Source organism: Pedobacter polaris (genome assembly GCF_005116505.1).
Classification (GTDB): domain Bacteria; phylum Bacteroidota; class Bacteroidia; order Sphingobacteriales; family Sphingobacteriaceae; genus Pedobacter; species Pedobacter polaris.
The window spans coordinates 312,550-334,861 of record NZ_SWBR01000005.1 but is presented as its reverse complement, the minus strand read 5'-3'; the positions used below and the strand labels follow the sequence as shown (position 1 = coordinate 334,861).

General features: G+C 33.9%; 19 protein-coding genes. 14 read left to right on the top strand and 5 right to left on the bottom strand.

What is annotated here, in order from left to right:
- Window positions 1-7 precede the first annotated feature (7 nt).
- Both FA048_RS18300 and FA048_RS18295 read left to right on the top strand, forming a co-directional pair.
- The gene (locus tag FA048_RS18300; RefSeq protein ID WP_136843819.1) at window positions 8-481 is read left to right on the top strand and encodes a hypothetical protein; all 474 of its coding nucleotides are present in this window, start codon (window positions 8-10) and stop codon (window positions 479-481) included.
- Window positions 482-529: 48 nt separating this feature from the next.
- Entirely contained in the window at window positions 530-1,573 is a 1,044-nt protein-coding gene (locus FA048_RS18295; protein WP_136843817.1) for an acyltransferase, read from the top strand.
- A 73-nt stretch (window positions 1,574-1,646) separates the two neighbouring features.
- On the opposite strand, the gene FA048_RS18290 is transcribed toward FA048_RS18295, so the two are convergent.
- Window positions 1,647-3,608, bottom strand: a complete 1,962-nt coding sequence (locus FA048_RS18290; protein ID WP_136843815.1) for a KUP/HAK/KT family potassium transporter — start codon at window positions 3,606-3,608, stop codon at window positions 1,647-1,649.
- Between the two features lie 248 nt (window positions 3,609-3,856).
- Between FA048_RS18290 and FA048_RS18285 the strand changes: the two genes are divergently transcribed.
- From FA048_RS18285 to FA048_RS18230, 12 genes are all read left to right on the top strand, one after another.
- Complete coding sequence (locus FA048_RS18285) at window positions 3,857-4,309, top strand: T9SS type A sorting domain-containing protein (protein ID WP_136843813.1); 453 nt, start codon at window positions 3,857-3,859, stop codon at window positions 4,307-4,309.
- A gap of 25 nt (window positions 4,310-4,334) precedes the next feature.
- The gene (locus FA048_RS18280) at window positions 4,335-4,946 is read left to right on the top strand and encodes a fumarylacetoacetate hydrolase family protein (protein WP_136843811.1); all 612 of its coding nucleotides are present in this window, start codon (window positions 4,335-4,337) and stop codon (window positions 4,944-4,946) included.
- A 5-nt stretch (window positions 4,947-4,951) separates the two neighbouring features.
- Entirely contained in the window at window positions 4,952-6,709 is a 1,758-nt protein-coding gene (locus FA048_RS18275) for a M23 family metallopeptidase (protein WP_136843809.1), read from the top strand.
- A 56-nt stretch (window positions 6,710-6,765) separates the two neighbouring features.
- Window positions 6,766-7,227 (top strand): thioredoxin-dependent thiol peroxidase, encoded by a 462-nt coding sequence (gene bcp / locus FA048_RS18270; RefSeq protein WP_136843807.1) that lies wholly within the window; start codon window positions 6,766-6,768, stop codon window positions 7,225-7,227.
- A 113-nt stretch (window positions 7,228-7,340) separates the two neighbouring features.
- Window positions 7,341-8,186 carry a transketolase gene (locus FA048_RS18265; RefSeq protein WP_136843805.1) on the top strand — a complete coding sequence of 282 codons (846 nt, stop codon included), beginning with the start codon at window positions 7,341-7,343 and terminating at the stop codon, window positions 8,184-8,186.
- Between the two features lie 124 nt (window positions 8,187-8,310).
- A complete protein-coding gene (locus tag FA048_RS18260) occupies window positions 8,311-9,267 on the top strand; it encodes a transketolase family protein (RefSeq protein WP_136843803.1) in 957 nt (318 codons plus the stop codon).
- A gap of 85 nt (window positions 9,268-9,352) precedes the next feature.
- Window positions 9,353-9,904 (top strand): RNA polymerase sigma factor, encoded by a 552-nt coding sequence (locus FA048_RS18255; protein ID WP_136843801.1) that lies wholly within the window; start codon window positions 9,353-9,355, stop codon window positions 9,902-9,904.
- 41 nt (window positions 9,905-9,945) lie between these two features.
- On the top strand, window positions 9,946-10,572 hold the full coding sequence (locus FA048_RS18250) for a hypothetical protein (protein ID WP_136843799.1): 627 nt from the start codon (window positions 9,946-9,948) through the stop codon (window positions 10,570-10,572).
- 15 nt (window positions 10,573-10,587) lie between these two features.
- On the top strand, window positions 10,588-11,112 hold the full coding sequence (locus FA048_RS18245; protein ID WP_225872578.1) for a hypothetical protein: 525 nt from the start codon (window positions 10,588-10,590) through the stop codon (window positions 11,110-11,112).
- A 104-nt stretch (window positions 11,113-11,216) separates the two neighbouring features.
- Window positions 11,217-12,416 (top strand): aspartate aminotransferase family protein, encoded by a 1,200-nt coding sequence (locus tag FA048_RS18240; RefSeq protein ID WP_136843797.1) that lies wholly within the window; start codon window positions 11,217-11,219, stop codon window positions 12,414-12,416.
- Window positions 12,417-12,468: 52 nt separating this feature from the next.
- Window positions 12,469-13,146 (top strand): response regulator transcription factor, encoded by a 678-nt coding sequence (locus FA048_RS18235; RefSeq protein ID WP_136843795.1) that lies wholly within the window; start codon window positions 12,469-12,471, stop codon window positions 13,144-13,146.
- Window positions 13,147-13,189: 43 nt separating this feature from the next.
- Entirely contained in the window at window positions 13,190-14,509 is a 1,320-nt protein-coding gene (locus FA048_RS18230) for a sensor histidine kinase (protein ID WP_136843793.1), read from the top strand.
- Window positions 14,510-14,800: 291 nt separating this feature from the next.
- On the opposite strand, the gene FA048_RS18225 is transcribed toward FA048_RS18230, so the two are convergent.
- The 4 genes from FA048_RS18225 to dnaE form a co-directional block, all read right to left on the bottom strand.
- Window positions 14,801-15,721 (bottom strand): DUF58 domain-containing protein, encoded by a 921-nt coding sequence (locus FA048_RS18225; RefSeq protein ID WP_136843791.1) that lies wholly within the window; start codon window positions 15,719-15,721, stop codon window positions 14,801-14,803.
- Between the two features lie 273 nt (window positions 15,722-15,994).
- A complete protein-coding gene (locus tag FA048_RS18220; protein ID WP_136843789.1) occupies window positions 15,995-17,203 on the bottom strand; it encodes a PQQ-dependent sugar dehydrogenase in 1,209 nt (402 codons plus the stop codon).
- 140 nt (window positions 17,204-17,343) lie between these two features.
- Window positions 17,344-17,661 (bottom strand): thioredoxin, encoded by a 318-nt coding sequence (gene trxA, locus FA048_RS18215; RefSeq protein WP_136843787.1) that lies wholly within the window; start codon window positions 17,659-17,661, stop codon window positions 17,344-17,346.
- A 138-nt stretch (window positions 17,662-17,799) separates the two neighbouring features.
- The gene (gene dnaE, locus FA048_RS18210) at window positions 17,800-22,233 is read right to left on the bottom strand and encodes a DNA polymerase III subunit alpha (protein WP_136843785.1); all 4,434 of its coding nucleotides are present in this window, start codon (window positions 22,231-22,233) and stop codon (window positions 17,800-17,802) included.
- Window positions 22,234-22,312: the final 79 nt, after the last annotated feature.

The following is a 22,312-nucleotide window of genomic DNA, read 5'->3' as shown; positions in this document are numbered from 1 at the left end:
ATAGCTAATGAAACAACCACTTACTGATCAAGATAAAAGCAAAATCAAAAAACTTAATTTGTTCAGACTTAGCAATGATTGGTATTTAGTTTTAAGTTTAATCGGTTTATTTTATTTTGCGCTGGCATTTTTCTTGCCTTATACTGGCTGGAGACACAAACCAATAAACCCTCCTACAAATACAGAAGAATATGTTAAGCAAGTAATCCAGTGGTTATTACCTATATTCCCATTATGTATTCTTTCAATCTCGAACTATCTTGTTAAGAGGGTTGATAGATTAAAAGGATATAAAAAAATAGATGTAAGTACTGTAAAACTTAAAATAAGATTATTTGGGAAGCTAAAACTGATAATATTTAAACCATTTCTGATAATTATTTACTTCCGACCCCTTCAATTTCACGATTTAGAAAAAGAATCTATTGTAAAGGTAAAATTAACTTATTTTAGAAGGCTTATAGAATACGAATTGATCTGAGTATAATTTAATCTATATACCAATCTAAAATTTAACTTTGCCCGAATAATGAGCGATTTTAAATTAAAAGAAGATACTTCTTGGTTAGATAATTTAAGGGTTATTGCAACTATAAGTGTGATATTTCTTCATGTAGCAGCACCATTTTTGTACAAATTCACCAAAATTTCGGGTTTCAACTGGTGGACAGCAAATGTATATGACAGCTTAGTTAGGTTTAGCGTGCCTATTTTCGTGATGATTACAGGGGCTTTATTACTTCCAAAAGATTATCAGCTCAATGATTACTTAAAGAAAAGGGTGGTACGCATTATTTTCCCATTCCTATTTTGGATCTCAATCTATTCCATTCATGTCTTGTATCTATTAAAGAACGGTTTTAAGCTTCCCTTTCTTCAAATGCTAACCATTGGTTCTACTACCTTTGCTTATCGTACCACCTATCATTTTTGGTATATTTATATGATCATAGGCATTTATCTGTTTATCCCCATCCTATCAAAATGGATTAAAAACGCTAAAGAAAAAGAGATTCATTATTTTTTATTGCTTTGGATAGTTGCCATCATTATTGCTCAGCCTCTATTTTCAAAGTATGTGCCAGATTTTAACCTCCAATACTTTGCTGGTTTTATAGGCTATGTTGTTTTGGGTTATTATTTATCTATCAGAAATTTCGAAAACGTAAAACACATCAAAGCAATTGCATTGCTTATTTTCGCAACTGGTGTACTACTTACCGTTTTTGGAACTTACTTCCTATCTCTAATTAGTGGCCGTTTTGTGATAGATTTATACACTTACTTTTCTCCTAACGTAATTATCGCTGCAGTAGGATTGTTTCTGTTCTTTAAGCACATCAACCTAGCCAATCCTATATGGAAAGCTATTCGAAAGTTCATTAATAAACACAGTTTCGGCATATACTTTATACATATCCTAGTGCTGTTTTATCTAAATAAATCCGGAATCAATGGGGCTGTATTGGGACCAGCATTCGGAATTCCATTTGCTACTTTAGCCTGTTTATGTATTTCTGGTTTGATGATATATCTGCTGAAGAAAATAGGTCTGGCAAAAGTGGTCGGATAGTATTGAACAGAAAGGTTAAAGGTTGTGACTTTATTCCATAAAAAAACCAGTCCTAAAACTGGTTTCTATTTCATTAAACCGACAGTCGGTTCATTTCTATATCATCAGGTGTTACAAATATCAATGGCACTTTCTCTACATCTACATAACTAGAATCTAAGCCAAAACTGCTCACTTCTGATAAACTTAAGCGCTTAAGTACAAAATAATAATCCATAATGGTACGCTCATAGAAACTTAAGTTGGTGAATTTAGAAAGATGTTTTTCTAAAAGCACAAAACGGAAATCTCCAGTAATTTTATGTTTGTTTAGTGATGTATACTGACTTGTAATATCAACTTCACCATTTTTAACCAACTCTTCAACAACCTTACGGTATAACAAGTTAACCCTTTGCTCAATTCTAAAACCTAATTTAAAGTCTATACGTATCAACTTACCAGGAATTAAGAATTCTACTTTATAATCCATAGTATAAGGTTCATCCATTACATCTACGTGAACTAGCCAATATACATCTGCTCTTTTTGGTTCTTTTTGGATAATAGAATAAATAATCTTCGATTCTATTTCAGTTTTAAAGTTTGCACTAGTTAAATAAACCAATTGAGATGAGAATTTAGGAACACTTTCATCGTTACTTAGTTCATTTAAAATGGTGTAGTAATCTTCAATTTCTACATATTTAACAAAGCGGTTTTTAATTTTTCTAGAGTTATACCAAGTCCACATTACACTTAATAATGCACAACTGATTAACAAAGTAACCCAACCACCGTGTATAAATTTGGCCATGTTACCTACTAAAAATGCAATCTCTATTACTGCATAAACCACAATAAATAAGATAATGATATACTTAGGAAATTTCTTTCTTAACATGTAAACAGCAATCAAAACGGTTGTCATTAAGAAAGTTAAATTAATAGCTAACCCGTATGCTCCCTCCATGTTGTCTGATTTTTTGAAAATCAAAACAATGATGATACAGCCAATACAAAGCAACCAATTTATTGATGGCACGTAAAGCTGTCCTTTTTGAACACTTGGATAGTTAATTCTCACTTTTGGCCAAAGATTTAACCTTACAGCTTCAGAAATCAAAGTAAATGATCCAGAAATCATTGCTTGCGAAGCAATAACAGCAGCCGTTGTAGCTAAAATAACCATATACAATACCAAGTCATCTGGCACTAATTTAAAGAATGGATTTTCTAGTGCATTATGCGGGTTATAGCTTGGGTTACTTAATACCCATGCACCTTGCCCTAAATAGTTTAAAATCAGCATTAATTTAACGAAAATCCAGCTAATTCGAATATTCTTTTTGCCGCAGTGCCCTAAATCGCTATATAAGGCCTCGGCTCCAGTGGTACAAAGAAAAACCCCACCTAAAATTAGTAAAGCACTAGGGTTAGTTACCAATAAGTGTATTGCATAGTATGGGTTTAGTGCTTTAAAAACCGATGGATCGTCCATTACATGGGTTAAGCCAGCAACACCTAAAGCTGCAAACCAAAAAAACATAATAGGACCAAAAAGCTTACCAACCAGGTTTGTGCCAAATTGCTGAATAATAAATAACAAAGTGATAATACTAATTACAATAGGTAGTACCGGAACTGTTGGAAATTTAAGTTTCAAACCTTCAATAGCAGATGTAACTGTAATACTTGGTGTAATCATACCATCGGCTAATAATGCAGCACCTCCAATAATTGCAGGTATAACCAACCATTTTGCCTTTTTACGAACTAAAGAGTAAAGAGAAAAAATCCCTCCCTCCCCTTTGTTGTCAGCTCTTAGTGTTATAATTACATACTTTATGGTGGTTTGAAGGGTAAGTGTCCAAATGATACAGGATAATGCTCCTAATACTAAATCAGAATTAATTACCTGTCCAGTATCAATTACCGATTTAAAAATTGCTTTTAAAGTATACAGTGGTGATGTACCTATATCTCCAAAAACTATCCCTAAACTAACTAAAACTCCACCTGCTGTGAGTGCATTAACGTTTTTATGATTTGACACTTGATATAAATTTGGATGCAAAAATAATTAAATAATTAGTATTAAACGGATTAATATTTTTATCATAATCTAGCAACTGAAAGTTAAAAAAATTGCTTAAAAATAATGGGTGTTAAATAGTGTTAAATATTGATTTATTAAACAAATAGTTTGATTTCTTTGTTTAATTATTTATATTTTTGCTGCCAGTAAAGATGAAGTTAAAGCCAAAAATAGCGTTCTCATGGAGTATACTATGCACAATTTGCATGATTGTTTTATTGGGTTCGAGTGTTTTTGCGCAAAAGGTAGATACCTCAAAAATATCTTTTAAGCCAAAGGCTAAAGTTATAAATAAAGTACCTCAAATTAAGGCCAACATCACACCATATAAGCCTAGTAATGTAAGTTTTAACTCTGGCAGCAGCTCTTCATCTGTAACGCCAACAAAAACTGCTAAAATATTAAGTGTTTTAAAAGTTTATCCAAACCCTGTAAGTGAACAGATTAATGTTAGTTTACGCTTAGATAGAGATATATTACTTGTTGTAAAAATTACAGATATGTTGGGTAACGATGTGTTAAATTTAGCAAATGAGCGTTCTCCAGCTGGCGAACAAACAAAAACATACACTATTCCTAGTAAACTAAATGCAGGAATGTACTTTTTAAAGATCATTGCTGGCGGTGAGCAGATTGTAAAGAAGATTTCTGTTTTATAAATTACAATTTTTCTACTTTTGTTATATGAAGATTATTGCTATCGGTCGCAACTATGCTGCGCATGCTAAAGAATTGAACAATGCCGTTCCTACAAAACCTATTATATTTTTAAAACCTGACACCGCTGTTTTAAAAGACAACAAACCTTTTTACATTCCAGAATTTTCGTTAGATATTCATTATGAACTGGAGGTTGTTTTAAAAGTTTGTAAAGAAGGCAAACATATCGCCGAAAAATTTGCAAGCAACTATTATGATGAAATTGGTTTAGGGATCGATTTTACAGCAAGAGACATACAAACCGAGCATAAAGAAAAGGGCTTACCTTGGGAACTAGCAAAAGCATTCGATAATTCTGCAGCCATAAGTAATTTTTTGCCGAAGGCAGGGTTTTCAGACATGTATCAATTACAATTTGAATTACAAATTAATAAAGAAACACGACAGAATGGCCACACATCAAACTTACTGTTCTCATTTGAAAAGATTATTTCATTTGTTTCTCAATATATAACGTTAAAAAAAGGCGATTTAATTTTTACCGGAACTCCAGAGGGGGTCGGTCAAGTAAAACAAGGTGATCAGTTAGAAGCTTGGCTTGAAGGCAAACAATTACTCAATTTTAGTGTTAAATAATCCAAATGTTATATCAAAAAATCTATCCAGGCCTAAGCAGGCTTAAGCACTTCTATGTTATCTTTTTGTTTGTTTCTATTGCCAACAATGCTAATGCCCAACAAATCTTTAGTAACAACGTTTATCCATTAACAGATTTCAGACAACCTCTGGATATTGTACCGCCAGCGTTAGCTGGTTCATTTGGAGAATTAAGGTCTAATCATTTTCACTCTGGAACAGATTTTAGAACAAATCAAAGAATAGGCTATCCTGTTTACGCAGTGGCGGACGGCTATATTTCAAGGCTAAGGGTTCAGAACAGCGGCTTTGGATTGGCTTTATATATCAATCATCCCAATGGATTTACTTCTGTCTACGGACATTTATCCAGATTCAATCCAAAAATTGCGATGGAAGTTAAAAAAATTCAATACCAAAAAAAATCTTACGAGATAGATGAATTCCCTAACTCTGATTTTATCCCGGTTAGGAAAGGCGATGTTATAGCTTATTCTGGCAATACTGGAAGTTCAGGAGGGCCACACCTACATTTCGAACTAAGAGATACTAAAACAGAGGCGACGGTTAACCCTCAATTATTGGGCATCCAAATCCCAGACAATATTCCGCCAGTAATTTATTCAATGTATGTTTATCGACTTAATGGCAAACCATTTAATGAATTTACCCCTAAACAGTATTTTCAAGTAATTGGAGGAAATGGCAAATACAATTTAAATAAGGTAAGTACCATCAATTTAAATGGTGAAGTTGGTTTCGGAATCATAACTACAGACAAACACAGCGGAAATTCTGGATTAAATGGTGTGTATGCTATAGAATTAACTTTAGATGGAAATACTATTTTTACCTCTGCCTTAGAAAGATTTAGCTTTGAGAACAGTAAGGCAATTAATTCACACATCGATTATCCAGCCCTTCTTAATTTAAAACGTAGCATCCAAAAAAGCTTTGTTGATCCTGGAAATCCGTTACAAATTTATAGCAATCTAGTTAATAGTGGAAGGGTAGTTTTTACAGATGGGAAACTCCATGAACTAAAATATACCATTACTGATGCAAAAGGTAATAAAAGCATTTTATCATTTAATGTACAGGCAGATTCAAAAGCTGTAATTAATACTCCGCCAGTTCAGGCAAACAGCTTTCTCTTTCCTTACAATAAGGTAAATGAATATAATAATGATGACATTAAAATAATACTACCCAAAGGAACTTTATACAATGACCTGAATTTTGTGTACAAGAAATTACCTAAACCACAAACCAATGCCTTTTCTGCCCTTCATCAAATCCAGAATAATCTTACCCCCCTTCATGTAGGTTTTGAATTATGGATTAAAGCAGACAGTAGCTTAATTAAATACCAAAATAAGGCGTTAATTGTAAATGCAAATCGTTTATCACAAGGTGGATATTTTGAAAATGGTTATGTAAAAACACAGGTTCGTAATTTTGGAAGTTTCTTTATTGCTATTGATACGATTGCCCCTACTATCGTACCTGTAAATATTAATAATGGCAAAAATATGAACGGTTTAAGTAAAATGAACTTTAAACTTAGGGATAATCTTTCTGGGATTAAAAGTTTTAACGGATATATTGATGGCAAATGGGTATTGATGGAATTCGACACCAAAACTGCGAGCTTATGGCATAATTTTGATGCACAAACTGCCTCAGGCAAACATAGCTTTGAATTAATAGTTGTTGACATGAAAGATAATACTAGGCGTTATGCTATAGATTTTTATTTATAATTAATAAATTGTTAGCAGATTGCAACCTATAATAAAATTTCACAATAAAGAGCAATATGAGTATACTTAAAGCAGGCGATAAAGCCCCAGAATTTACTTCCAAAGACCAAAACGGGAATGCAGTTTCTTTAACCCAGTTTAAGGGGAAGAAAGTTGTACTATATTTTTATCCTAAAGATAGTACCCCAGGCTGTACAGCAGAAGCTTGTGATTTTAGAGACAATTACCAGAGTCTAAAAAGCCAAGGTATTGAAGTTTTAGGTGTTAGTATTGATGATGAAAAATCTCATCAAAAATTTATTACCAAATATGATTTGCCATTTACTTTATTAGCAGATACAGACAGATCGATCGTTGAAGCTTATGGTGTTTGGGGAGAAAAGAGCATGTATGGTAAAAAATATATGGGCACTAATCGTACTACCTTTATTATTGATGAAGATGGGAACATTATACACGTTATTAACAAAGTAGATTCAAAAAATCCAACGGCACAAGTACTAGACTTGATTAAGTAAATGCATTTACCTTGATAAATTAACAACTAAATCTATAAAAGTTTATCAAAATAGAAATACCTTAAATTTTTATAATTACCTTGCCTTTAATTAATAAAAAATACTCTTTTTAAATGAAACATACAATTAGTGAATTAGAAGATATTGCCTCACAGGTTAGAAGAGATTGTTTAAGAATGGTGCACGCAGTTCAATCTGGCCATCCAGGAGCATCTTTAGGCTGTGCTGATTTCTTTACGGCTTTATATTTTGAAGTATTAAACCACAACCCTAAATTTACAATGGCTGGTGCTGGTGAAGATTTATTTTTCCTTTCAAACGGACATATTTCTCCAGTTTGGTACAGCGTTTTAGCTAGATCTGGTTATTTTGATGTAAGCGAATTGGCTACTTTCAGAAAGCTAGATTCTAGGTTACAAGGTCACCCAACAACTCACGAAGGATTGCCAGGCGTACGAATTGCATCTGGTTCATTAGGACAAGGATTATCGGTTGCTATTGGCGCTGCATTAGCTAAAAAAATTGATGGTGATAAATCTCTAGTATACGCTTTAATGGGTGATGGAGAATTACAAGAAGGACAGAATTGGGAAGCTCTAATGTTTGCCCCTTTTCATAAAGTAGACAATTTGATTGCAAGTGTAGATTACAATGGCCAACAAATTGATGGTCCTACCGAAAAAGTATTGTCTTTAGAAAATCTTCAGGCAAAATTTGAGGCATTTGGCTGGCATGTAATTACTTCTGATGGAAATGACATGGGAGAAATAACCAAGGCATTACACTATGCTATATCTTTAACAGGAAAAGGCAAACCAATTTTAAATTTAATGAGTACTCAAATGGGTTACGGGGTTGATTTTATGGTTGGAACACATAAGTGGCACGGAGCTGCACCTAGTGATGCCCAATTAGAAGTAGCATTAGGCCAACTTAAAGAAACAGCTGGGGATTATTAACCCCCTTACCCCCTAAAGGGGGAATTAACAGAATTTCAAATAAAAAAATAAAGCCCCTTTAGGGGTTTGGGTATGAAAACCTGCGAAGCAAGCTTGAACACCTTTAACTAAAAATAAGTACATCGTGAAAAAATATACATATACTGAAAAAAAAGATACACGTTCTGGTTTTGGAGCTGGATTACATGAAGCGGGTAAACGCAATGAAAATGTAGTTGCGCTTTGTGCAGATTTAGTTGGCTCTTTAAAAATGGATGCTTTTATCAAAGACTTTCCTGAAAGATTTGTACAGGTTGGTATTGCAGAAGCCAATATGATGGGTATTGCTGCGGGTCTAACAATTAACGGGAAAATTCCATTTACGGGTACTTTCGCTAACTTTTCAACAGGTCGTGTTTACGATCAAATCCGCCAATCAATAGCTTATTCTGGCAAAAATGTTAAAATCTGCGCTTCTCATGCTGGTTTAACATTAGGAGAAGATGGTGCAACCCACCAAATTTTAGAAGATATAGGGTTAATGAAAATGTTGCCAGGGATGGTAGTAATCAATCCTTGTGATTATAACCAAACTAAAGCTGCTACATTGGCAATCATGGATTATGAAGGACCAGTATACTTACGCTTTGGTCGCCCGGTAATTCCTGTATTTACTCCTGAAGATCAAAAATTTGAAATCGGTAAAGCTTGGATGGTTAATGAAGGAACAGATGTTACCATTATTGCAACTGGGCACATGGTTTGGAGAGCAATTGAAGCTGGCGAAAAACTAGCAGAACTTGGTATTGATGCAGAAATTATAAATATCCACACTATTAAACCTTTAGACGAAGAAGCCATTCTAAAATCTGTTAAGAAAACTGGTTGTGTTGTTACTTGTGAAGAACATAACAAATATGGTGGTCTTGGCGAAAGTGTTGCTCGTTTATTAACTACCGAATACCTTGCTCCGCAAGAATTTGTAGCTGTAAATGATAGTTTCGGAGAAAGTGCTACTCCAGATCAATTGATGACTAAATACAAATTAGATCCAGCTGATATTGTTGCTGCAGCGCAAAAAGTAATGAAAAGAAAAAAATAGATTGAGTTATTGGCTATGAGATTTGAGACATTGTGTCTAAACTAATCTCATAGCTCAATTCTCAGATCTCTTATCTAGATAATAAATGAAACAAGTTGAAGATGCAGAAATTTTGCAAAAATTTGGTGTAGAAAAAACACGAAATGAAGCCTTCAACTTGCTTTTAACAAAATATCAACAAAAAATTTATTGGCACATCCGTAGGTTAGTTATTAATCATGATGACACCGATGATTTAGTACAAGAAACTTTTGTAAAGGTTTGGAAAAACCTAGTCAATTTCCGTAGCGATTCGCAACTTTACACTTGGATTTATCGCATTGCCACGAATGAATCTATTACCTTTCTTAATAAAAAGAAATTAAAAAATAACATCTCTCTAGATGATGTAAGTGGAGAATTGGCAGAAAGTCTTACTGCTGCTGCTTACTTTGATGGTGATAAAATACAACGCAAATTACAAGAGGCCGTTTTAACACTACCAGAAAAACAACGCATTATTTTTAATATGAAGTATTTCGATGATATGAAGTATGACGAGATATCTGAAGTGCTTGGCACGAGTGTAGGAGCTTTAAAAGCTTCTTTTCATATCGCTGTTAAAAAAATAGAAAGTATTTTAATAAATGAAGATTAGCTTTTAAACCTTTTGCAATAAAAAGTATCAATACTTACGTGATGAATATAAAAGATGAAAATATGGAATGGGAAAAGGAAGCATCGCACCTAGCGAGTTTACCTAGAACTACGCCATATAGTGTACCAGATAAGTATTTTAATGATTTACAAACACGTATTAATCAATCAGTATTTGTTGATGGCTTAATGCAAAAAGAAAATCAAGGTTTTACTGTCCCTCAAAATTATTTTGAAGATTTGGGTATTCAGATCGAAAGTAGAATTGCTGTAGATCAACTTAAATCTTTAGTAAATAACGATGGATTTAAAACTCCAACAAATTATTTTGATAAATTAAATGCTGAGATTTTAAATAAAACATCAGCAACAACCCCGAAAACAAAAATTATTCGTTTGTGGGGTTCAGATTTAATGAGATATGCATCAGCAGCTTGTTTTATTGTTTTAGTAGCCTCGGGTTTATATTTTAATGAGCAAAGTGTGGTTAAGCAAAATCACAATAGCGAGCTAGCTAACGAGCAAATGTTATATGATATTGATGAAAGTGTAATTATAGAACATATTCAAGAAAGTCAAAACGTAACAACTACTTCTGCATCTGAGACAGAAATGGAAAACTATATTTTAGATAATTATTCATCTAGCGACCTATCTAGTAATTTATAAACTAATGAAAGCATCATGAGTAAATACCTACAGATAATCAATATTGCTCGTAATTGCTACATCACTTCTAAAAAAGCAAATTTTAAATTAATGAAAAACCTATTTATAGCATTATTTATTTTTCTACCAGGTTTGGCTTTGGCCCAAGGACCACGTCAAGGAGATGAGAAAATAGAGGCTGCAAAAATTACTTTTTTTACTCAAAAATTAGATCTATCTGCCGAAGAAGCTAAGATTTTTTGGCCAATCTACAATGACTACCAAAAAGAACAAAATGCTTTGAGAAAAGATAGAATGAAAAAGATGATTAGTTTTAGAAAAGTAACTGAAATTGATGATTTAAGTGACTCTGATATTCAAATGCTAATTGCCGGCGATTTCGATTATAAACAAAGGGATTTAAATATTGAAAAAAAATACTACGCTAAGCTTAAATCTAGTGGTTTACCTATCAAATTAATTGGTAAGTTTTACAGAGCCCAAGAAGCATTTAAAAAAGAATTATTGGCTCGCTTTAGAGGCGGTCAGAATAAACACTAATTTGAATAATGATTAATTTTAAATCCCGTATGTGAGTAACATACGGGATTTTTTTATTTAATAATTGACATTAGCAGATTTTAAAAAAACCTTACTTTTACCTCATGCTTACACAACGTCAATTATTTCTAAAACACAATGCACAAACATCTACAACGCCACTTTTATTAGAATTTGTAAAGGCAAAAGGTATTTACATGTATGATGTGAATGGTAAAAAGTATATGGATTTAATTGCGGGCATCGGCGTAAGTAATGTTGGACATTGCCATCCCGCAGTTGTAGCAGCTGTAAAAAAACAAGCTGAAACCTATATGCATTTAATGGTTTACGGAGAGTTTGTTCAAAGCTCGCAGGTAGATTTTGCCAAAGCGCTGGCATCGGTTTTACCAGAAAAACTGGATTGTACTTATTTCGTAAACTCAGGTACTGAAGCTGTTGAAGGTGCGATGAAGTTAGCAAAGAGATATACCAATAGAACAGAACTAATAGCCTGCAAAAACAGTTATCATGGCAGTACACAGGGTGCATTAAGCTTAATGGGCAATGAAGAGTTTAAACAAGCGTACCGACCATTGTTACCAGATGTTCAATTTATCAATTTCAATTCATTACCTGATTTAGATAAAATAACGACAAAAACCGCCGCTGTGTTTTTAGAAACCGTGCAAGGTGAAGCTGGAATTAGGGTTCCAGATTTAGATTATATGAAAGCTTTAAGAGCTAAATGTACTGAAACAGCAACATTATTAATTTTGGATGAAATTCAATGTGGTTTTGGTAGAACTGGTAAAATATTTGGTTTTGAGCATTTTAACATAGTGCCCGATGTTTTATTATTGGCAAAAGGCATTGGTGGCGGAATGCCAATTGGGGCCTTCATCAGTTCTTCACAAATAATGTCGGTATTTGCTAATAATCCAATACTTGGGCATATTACAACTTTTGGTGGGCATCCCGTAAGTTGTGCAGCTGGCTTGGCAACTTTAAATGCAATTTTGGATGAAGATTTAGTAAAAGATGTAGAAGCAAAAGGAGAACTTTTCAAATCATTACTGAAACATCCTGCTATAAAAGAAGTTCGTGGCAAAGGATTGATGTTGGCAGTAGAATTTGATAGTTACGATACCCTAAAAAAAATAATTGATGGTTGTATAGAAGATGGGATTATAACAGATTGGTTTTTGCACTGTAGCAATTCAATGCGTATTGCCCCACCTTTAACTATCACAGTAGATGAAATTAGAGAAGCTTGTGCCGTAATCTTGAAAAATGTAGATCGGGTTGTGGCTTACGAATTGTAGGTTAAAAGCTTGGGCTCATAGCATGTAACTCGCAACCTTTAACTTGTAGAAAATGAATGTATTAATTGTTGAAGATGAAAAAGCACTTGCCTTAGAAATGAATGAATTTTTAAGCAAGGAAGGCTATATTGTTGAACATGCATGGAAAAAATCTTCTGCTGAAGAAAAAATATTTGTAAACAATTATGATTTTATTCTACTCGATTTGGGACTGCCAGATGGCGATGGCTTTGAAGTTCTTAAACAGCTCAAGAATATCAAAAATCGTGATGACGCCGTAATCATTTTAACGGCCAGAGGTGCTGTAGATGATAGAATTAAAGGCTTGGAAGAAGGGGCAGATGATTATTTGCCAAAACCATTTTCCTTAAATGAATTAATGGCAAGAATGCATGCTATTATCCGTAGAAAACATAAACTAGAAAAAAACGAAGTTAAAATTCATGATTTTGTTCTAGATATTCAGAACAGAACAGTTTCTTTTAATGAAGAAAGAATTCCTCTGACAAAAAAAGAGTTTGAAATTTTTAATTACCTAGTATTAAATAAAAATAGGGTAGTATCTAGAATGAGCCTAACAGAACATGTTTGGGGTGATATTTTAGAAGTAAATTCTGATTCAAACTTTGTTGATGTACATGTAAAAAATTTACGCAAAAAGCTCACACAATGCACGCTCACAGATTGGTTTGAAACTGTTCGCAGCATTGGATATAGAATAAATTATTAAGAACTATGTCTCAATACCCACATAGCAATAGGCTATTCTAATTATGAATCTTCAAGCCAAATTTGCGCTATACAATGCAATCACCAAAATTGCTATTATTTTGGTTTTGGGGTCTATTATTTTGCTTTCTTTAGAGACAATCTCATCTAATCATTTAGACGCTCGCTTAAAAAAGAAAAGGCTTAAAGTAATTGAAAACTTAAACGACAATGAAATTAATAGCCTAATCAAAAACAATCATTCATTTACAGATTACAATATTTTAAAAGAAGAATTTATTGTTTTAACAGCGATCCCGAATACTGGAAATATTGACACCACTATTTTTTTTAAAACAGATAGAAGAGAGATTGAAGGCGACATTGAAATTTATCGCATACTTAATGATCAATTCGAATTTAGAAATAAACGCTATAAATTAGAGCTTGGAGAAACCATGACTGCCATGGATTCTATTAAAACAACGGTTAGATTTTATATGCTTATTGTTTTGGTAATCGCATTATTAATTACCTTGATTACAGATTATGCCTTCACCAATTTGATTTTAAAGCCTTTCTATAAAATCATAGATCAGAAAATAAATAAGGTTAACGATCCAACACACTATAACTATGCGAACATCCCTACAAACACCAATGATTTTAGAATTTTAGACAATAGCATCAATTCCCTAATGCGGAAAATTGCAAATCTATTTTTATTAGAAAAGCAGTTTATTGCCAATGTTTCTCATGAATTGCTCACTCCAATTTCTATTTTAAGCAGCAGGTTAGAAAACATGTTAGCTTCAGAAGATCTACCATTAGCGCATGAGAATAAAATTTTTGCTTCGCTAAAAACATTAAATAGATTAAAAGTAATAATCAATAGTTTATTGTTAATTTCTAAGGTAGAAAATGAGCAGTATTTAAAAACAGATGATATATATATTAAGCAAGAACTGGATGATATTTATGAAGATTTAGAAGACCGCATAATAGATAAAGAAATCATTTATACCAATACAGTTAATGAAAATTTCTTCCTAACAGGAAATAAGGGATTGATTCATACACTGCTAATCAATATCATTAACAACTCTATTAAGTACAACATTAAAGGCGGAAAAATTACAATAAGCGATCATATCAATCAAAAAATGTATGTGCTAAGCATTATCGATACAGGTATCGGAATGGAGAAAGATAGCGCATCAGATGCTTTTAAACGTTTTGAACGAAAGAATAATAATACTGAAGAAGGCTTTGGTTTGGGCTTAGCAATTGTAAATAGTATTGCCAAATTCCATCAATTAAACATTAAGATACAATCTGAAAAAGATAAAGGAACAGAAATTGAAATTGAGTTTCCAATAAGTTAAACTTTTAGACAAACTTCATTAAAACTTCATAATCAAACGTCATATTTGAATAACAAAACATCAGAAGCGATTTCCGTTTTGTTATCTAAAATTCATCAAATAGTTTTTTAGTTTTCCGGTTACCCTTATCTGAACCTTTATGTATTGCAAAATACATGAAGGTTTTTTTTTATTTTAAGAGTACTCTTCTTTGGCTGGCAATATAAATTACTCATTTTATGATTGTCCTTCGACAGGCTCAGGATGACAAATTATGAATGAAAATGAACTAACGAACTTAGGTTTTAGGATTTACCCCATCTTCTGCCTCTTTATTAAATAGGCTTGTAAAATATGATCAAAACCTTCATTAATATCAGCGTCAACCATATCAATTTTATATTGTGCGCATTTTAAGGTTAGCTTTTGGCGGTAATCTTTCATTTGTGCTAAATAGGCATCTTTAACTTTAGAAGTATGTACTTTTAAAACTGTTCCAGTTTCCATATCAATAAATTCATACGGCCGGTTTGCAAAGTCAAAATCTACTTCCTTACTTTTATCTGTGACATTAAAAATTACTACCTCATGCTTATTGAATTTTAAATGCTGCAGAGAAGAAAATAGAGCAGAGATTTTATCTTCATCATGAACAGTTTGCAACATGTCACTAAACACAATTACCAATGAACGTTTGTGGATCAGCTCTGCAATTTGGTGCAAAGCTAAAGCCAAATTAGTTTGGATATTCATTTTAGGCTGTTGCAAAACCTGCTCTAGTTGTGCAAATAAATATTTTTGATGTGTATTGGTAGATTTTGCCTGTGTGTTTAAGCCTACTTGGTCTGTAAATAAACTCAACCCAAATGCATCTCTTTGCTTTTTGAGAAGATACATTAAACAAGCTGTGCTCTGAACTGCAAATATTAGTTTATTGTATTTATCAGCTGGAAAATACATTGAAGATGAAGTATCGATTACAAATTGGCAACGCAAGTTAGTTTCTTCTTCATACCGCTTACTGAATAATTTATCTGTTTTGGCAAATAATTTCCAATCAATATTCTTTACACTATCGCCAGTATTATATAGACGGTGTTCGGCAAACTCGACAGAAAATCCATGAAAAGGACTTTTATGTAGGCCAGTAATAAATCCTTCAACAACTTGTCGCGCCAAGAGCTCTAAATTAGAACTTAGCTGTAAGTTTTCATATTGATTTATGGTTGCCATAGTGTAAAGCTAATAAATAAATAATTTTTCAGTACTAACCTTTTGTTCAATAAACCTGATATAAGCGAGCACGAACGAAGTGAGCAAAGCATTTAGCAGGGTTTTAGAAACCGATTAGCACTGAAACTGCTTTTCGAATTAAGCAAGTATTCGGTCGTTGAGACGCCAAAAGAATGGTAAAACAAGGATTGTCAGTCTGAGCGTAGTCAAAGACAATAATTAAATAAAAAGATTCCTTCAACAAGCTCAGGATGACATTTTTTAGTTTGACTATTATTTCTTTGCAATCCTGTATAAATTCCCACCATCAGTTACACCATATAAAGCACCATCCTTCCCTGTAACCAAGTCTCTCCAACGCTCACCTTTGTCTTCTAGTAATCTTTCTTCACCTACAACTTTATTGGCTTTAATTACTAATCTAATAATATGTGAACCACTTAAGGCTCCAACAAATAAATTGCCTTTCCACTCGGTAATATTACCTGTATAAAAAGCAATACTGCCAGGAGAAATAACTGGGCTCCAGTAATAAACTGGTTGCTCCATTCCTGCTTTTTGCTGAATGCCATCACCAACTTTTTGCCCGCTGTATTCTGTTCCATAAGTAATAACGGGCCAGCCGTAGTTTTTACCAGGTTTAATTAAATTTATCTCATCTCCTCCTCTTGGACCAAATTCTGCTTCCCAAAGCTCTCCTGTTGCAAGATTAATTGCCAAACCATCTGGATTACGAAGGCCATAAGCATAAATCTCTGGCCTAGCATTACTTTTACCTGCAAAGGGACCATTAGGAACTGCTTCTCCATTTGGAGTTAAATGAAGAATTTTACCCAAAGAAGAATTTAAATATTGAGCCTGCACCCTGATATTTTTATCAGAACGTTCTCCCGTACTTACAAATAGATTCCCGTTTTTATCAAAAACTATTCGTGAGCCATATTGTAGTTTACCTGTGTGCGCTGGTGTTGCCCTATAGATGATGGTTTGATTTTCTATGCTTGTTTCATTGGCAGATAATTTACCTTTTGCAATAGCTAACAAAACACCTTTGCTTTGAGGTTCTGAATATGCCCAATAAACCATTCTACTTTTCGCAAAATCTGGTGCTAAGGTTACATCTAATAAGCCGCCTTGACCTGAGTCATCTACCTTCGGAAGCGCTGTTATTGTTTTAGATAATGTTCCATTGGCCAATAAAATAACCATTGTACCGCCTTTTTGGGTAATGAAAAACCTACCATCAGGCATTACCGAAATTGCCCAAGGGTTTTCTAATTTTTTATTGATTACAGCAATACTGATTGGTGTTGAGGTTTTAACCGCTTTAATTCTAGTTTGACCATCAAAGGCTGGTTTATAATCTGCAGTTGGTTTTCCAGTTTCTACTGAATTTTGCGCAGAAACTTCAGTTTTATTTACACAGCTTAATAAAAAACTTGCTGCAAATAAACTAGCTAAGGGAAATTTAAAATATTTCATAAAACAGGGATTTTCTTAAAAGAACAAAAAAAAATTGGCAATAAAAAATCCGAACTCATTTGAGTTCGGATTTTAATATATCTAGTATTAAAGATGAATAGACTTGATTTATCTTCAGCCTTCCAACCTCAACCTTGTTGTTATAATTGTGCGTCTAACTTACCAGCTAAAACAGATTTTGGAACTGCTCCAACTTGTTTATCTACAACTTCACCATTTTTAAAGAACAATAAAGCAGGAATGTTACGAATACCAAATTGAGTTGAGATTTGAGGGTTGTTGTCAACGTTTACCTTACCCACTAATGCTTTTCCTTCATATTCTTTTGAAATTTCGTCTACAACTGGACCTACCATACGGCATGGACCACACCATTCTGCCCAAAAATCTACTAATACTGGTTTATCTGATTTTAATACAACTTCCTCGAAGTTTGCATCTGTTATTTCTAAAGCCATAACTTATTTTTTAATTTATATACAAATATATTATCAATTGTAATGCCATCAATAGGTTGCTGTCAATTTGACATTGCTATGCTAAAAGCTGAAAGATTAAAGCTTTTTTCTTTGGTCTTTGAACTCCAAGCTTAAATCTTAATTCAATCTATAGTTTACAACATTGAGTTTCGTTAATTGTTCTAAGAACTTATTGTTAGGATTTATTTTTAGTGATTTTGATGGCAATTCTAACTTTAAATTCTCTACCCTATCATAAACCTCAAAATTCAATTTACAATTATGGCGTTCGCTATTTTCTTTATTCTCCTGCAAAAGAACGTCTATTTTCTCCATTAGCTCGTCATTGATTTCTTCTATAGGCACTTGAATGGTAATACATTTCGTCAGTTTATCTCTTAATTCTGACAATAAGTCTATTGAAGTAACCTTAAATTCCCAATCACCTTCTTTCCTAAAACGTTCACCTACCCTACCTCTAATCTGCAAGAAATATCCCTCTGTTAAAAACTGCTTAAATTTCAAGAAATCATCTCCAAACAAAGCAATCTCACAACTGTCATCATAATCTTCAAAAATGAATGTGCCAAATGGTTTACCTGTTTTGGTAATTCTTTGTGAAGCCATCACCACCAAACCACCAACTACCAAATCTCTATTTTTAAGCGATTCAAACTCTGCTAAAATCTCTTCATTGGTATCGCCGCTACGAATTTTATTAACAACAGCTAAATGTTTAACCGAATGTTGGCAAAAATTAGTCAATTCAAAACGATAATCATCCAAGGGATGTCCTGATAAGAAAATCCCAATCGCATCTTTTTCATACTTCAAACGGTCAATCAATCCCCATTCTGGAGAAACAGGAAAAGTTGGCTCTAAAATTAAATCAGCTTTAGAACCACCAAACAAAGATGATTGAGATGAATTCTGGTTATTCTGGAAATCATTAGCGTATTTAATTAACTTCTCAATGCCATTCATTTTATCATTAGGACCGATATAAAAATATTGGGCTCTATGGAAACCGTAAGCATCAAAAGCACCACTATATACAAAGCTTTCATAAGCTTTTTTATTTACGATACGGGTATTAGATCGTTTAGCAAATTCAAAAACACTAGTATACGGTCCATTTTCCACTCTTTCTTCTATTATACTTTCTACAGCTTTCTCTCCCACTCCTTTTACCGCAGACATGCCGAAACGGACTTCACCTTTTGCATTTACAGAGAATTTTAAATCAGATTCGTTTACATCTGGACCTAAAACCGTAACGCCCATCTGTCTACATTCTTCCATAAAAAATGCTACTTGTTTAATATCACTCATGTTATTGGAAAGTACCGCAGCCATATATTCTGCTGGATAATTTGCCTTTAAATAAGCAGTTTGGTAGGCAATCCAAGCATAACATGTAGAGTGAGATTTATTAAATGCATACTCAGCAAATGCCTCCCAATCTTTCCAAATTTTTTCTAAAACCTTTTCATCATGACCTTTTTCTGCTGCTTGCTTAATAAATTTCGGCTTCATTTTATCCAAAACATCACGCTGCTTTTTACCCATTGCTTTACGCAAAACGTCTGCCTCACCTTTCGTAAAGTCGGCCAATTTTTGCGATAAAAGCATCACCTGTTCTTGGTAAACTGTAATCCCGTAAGTTTCTTTAAGTAATTCTTCGCAAGCTTCTAAATCGTATTTTATCTCTTCTTCTCCATTTTTACGTTTTACGAAACTTGGAATATATGCAATCGGACCTGGACGATAAAGTGCATTCATGGCAATTAAATCTCCAAAAACCGTTGGCTTAAGTTCTTTCATGTATTTCTGCATTCCAGGACTTTCATACTGGAAAATGCCGACAGTCTCACCACGTTGAAAGAGTTCATAAGTCTTTACATCATCTATCGGAAAAGCATCTGGATCTAAATCAATGTCGTGTCTTTTCTTAACCAATTTAACCGTATCCTTAATTAGAGTTAATGTTTTTAACCCCAAAAAGTCCATTTTTAATAAGCCAGCGCTTTCTACAACCGAGTTATCAAATTGGGTAACATATAAATCAGAATCTTTTGCCGTAGCAACCGGAACGAAATTGGTAATATCATCTGGTGTAATAATTACCCCACAGGCATGGATACCAGTATTTCTTAATGAACCTTCTAAAATAATAGCTTGCTCAATGGTTTCTGCACTTAAATTTTTAGCAATTGACAACGCTTTTAACTCTATTACACGCTCATATTCATCTGGTCGCATGGCCGCTTTTAGTGCCTTTTCCTCCAGATTAAATATTTTTGCCAATTTCATGTTTGGTATTAACTTGGCAATTTTATCAGCTTCAAAAAGAGGCAAATCTAAAACCCTTGCTGTATCACGGATGGAAGATTTAGCCGCCATTGTACCATAAGTAATAATTTGGGCCACTTGGCTAGAACCATACTTATCGATTACATATTCCATTACTCTACCGCGACCCTCATCATCAAAGTCGATATCAATATCGGGCATGGAAACACGATCTGGGTTAAGGAAACGCTCAAAAAGGAGATCGTATTTTAAAGGATCAATATTAGTAATCCACAAGCAATAGGCAACTACCGATCCTGCTGCAGAACCGCGACCAGGCCCAACAGAAACATCACGTCTACGAGCCTCGGCAATAAAATCTTGTACAATCAAAAAATAACCAGGATAACCTGTTTTCTCAATGGTAGCCAATTCAAAATCCAATCGCTCAATAATGACCTCTGTTAGCTCTACATATCTTTTCTTCGCACCTTCATAGGTAAGATGTCTTAAATATTTGTTCTCTCCGCGTTTCCCTGCATCAGTATTATCTTCTTCCACCAAAAACTCATCAGGAATACCAAATTTTGGCAACAATACCTCTCGGGCAAGCTCATAAGCTTCAATTTTATCTACAATTTCTTGCGTGCTTAAAATCGCCTCTGGTAAATCAGCAAAAAGTGCTTTCATTTCATCAGCAGACTTGAAATAGTATTCTTGATTGGGCAAACCATAGCGATAGCCACGGCCACGGCCTATTGGTGTTGCTTGTTTCTCTGCATCTTTTACACACAGCAAAATATCGTGTGCATTTGCATCTTTTTTATTGATGTAATAAGTATTGTTTGTTGCAACAAGTTTCACATTGTGTTTTGCAGATAAAGCAACCAAATCTGTATTTACACGGTCTTCATTTTCTTGACCATGGCGCATGATTTCTAAATAAAAATCATCTCCAAATTGCTCCTTCCAATAAACCAAAGCTTCTTCTGCCTGCTTTTCACCCATGTTTAGCAACTTGCTTGCAACTTCACCATAAAGGTTTCCAGAAAGCACAATGATATCGCTTTTGTATTGCTCAATTACTTTTCTATCAATACGAGGAACATAGTAAAAGCCTTTGGTATAAGCAATAGAAGACATTTTAGCTAAATTATGATAGCCTTTTTTATTTTTAGCTAATAGTACTATTTGGTATCCATCATCTTTCTTGGTCTTATCTAAGTGGTTATCACAAACAAAAAACTCAACTCCTACAATTGGTTTAACTATTTGTGCCGTAGGCTCTTCACCCTTTTCTAAAGCTGCAGCATTTTTAGCTTTTATTTCCTTGTTATGCTTACTTACATTGCTCACAAAGTGGAAAGCACCCATCATATTCGCATGATCTGTCATTGCAACGGCTGGCATATTATGCAAAGCAGCTGTTTTAACTAAATCTGGCACACTAATGGTAGATTGTAGTACAGAAAATTGGGTATGGTTATGCAAATGTGTAAAGTTTGCATTTGCTAATTCTTCTTTGTTTCCAGCTAGAGTTTGTTTAGAAATACCTCCTGCCTGTGTGCTCTGCTGGCGTTTTCTAATTTTATCAGATTCAGTTTTTAAATTGGCATGTTGAATTCCAAAAGAGCCAATGGGACCGGTATTTATTTCTTTAAAGCGTTCAAAATAATCAGCCTCAACTAGCAATTCTTCCTTTTTAAAAACTTCTTTTTTAATCAGTTCCAAGAAGCAACGTGTAGTTGCCTCCACATCTGCAGTTGCATTGTGTGCTTCGGCAAATGGTACCCCAAAAAGATATTGGTGCAGCTCTGTTAACGTGGGCAATTTAAATCGTCCGCCTCTACCACCCGGTATTTTCAATAAGTCGGCAGTAATTTCTGTACAGGTATCTAAAACAGGCATAGTTGCCATTGGGCTGTCTACACCTAATCGGTGAAACTCGCATCCCATAATGTTTACGTCGAAACCAACATTTTGGCCAACAATGAATTTAGATTTACTTAATGCGACATTAAACTTCCCTAAAACTTCGGCAAGTTCTATCCCTTGTTCTGCAGCTAATTCTGTAGAAATACCATGTATGCGTTCAGCATCATAAGGAATGTTAAATCCTTCTGGTTTCACCAAGTAATCTTGATGCTCAATCAGATTCCCCATCTCATCATGCAACTGCCAAGCAATTTGGATACAACGCGGCCAATTATCGGTATCGGTAATAGGCGCATTGTAATTACGTGGTAAACCAGTAGTTTCGGTATCAAAAATCAGGTACATAGTAGGGAATTGATGGAGATCAAAAATAGAGAATTTTGATGGGGAACTTGTCAGTAAATTATCAACATCGAATAAGAAA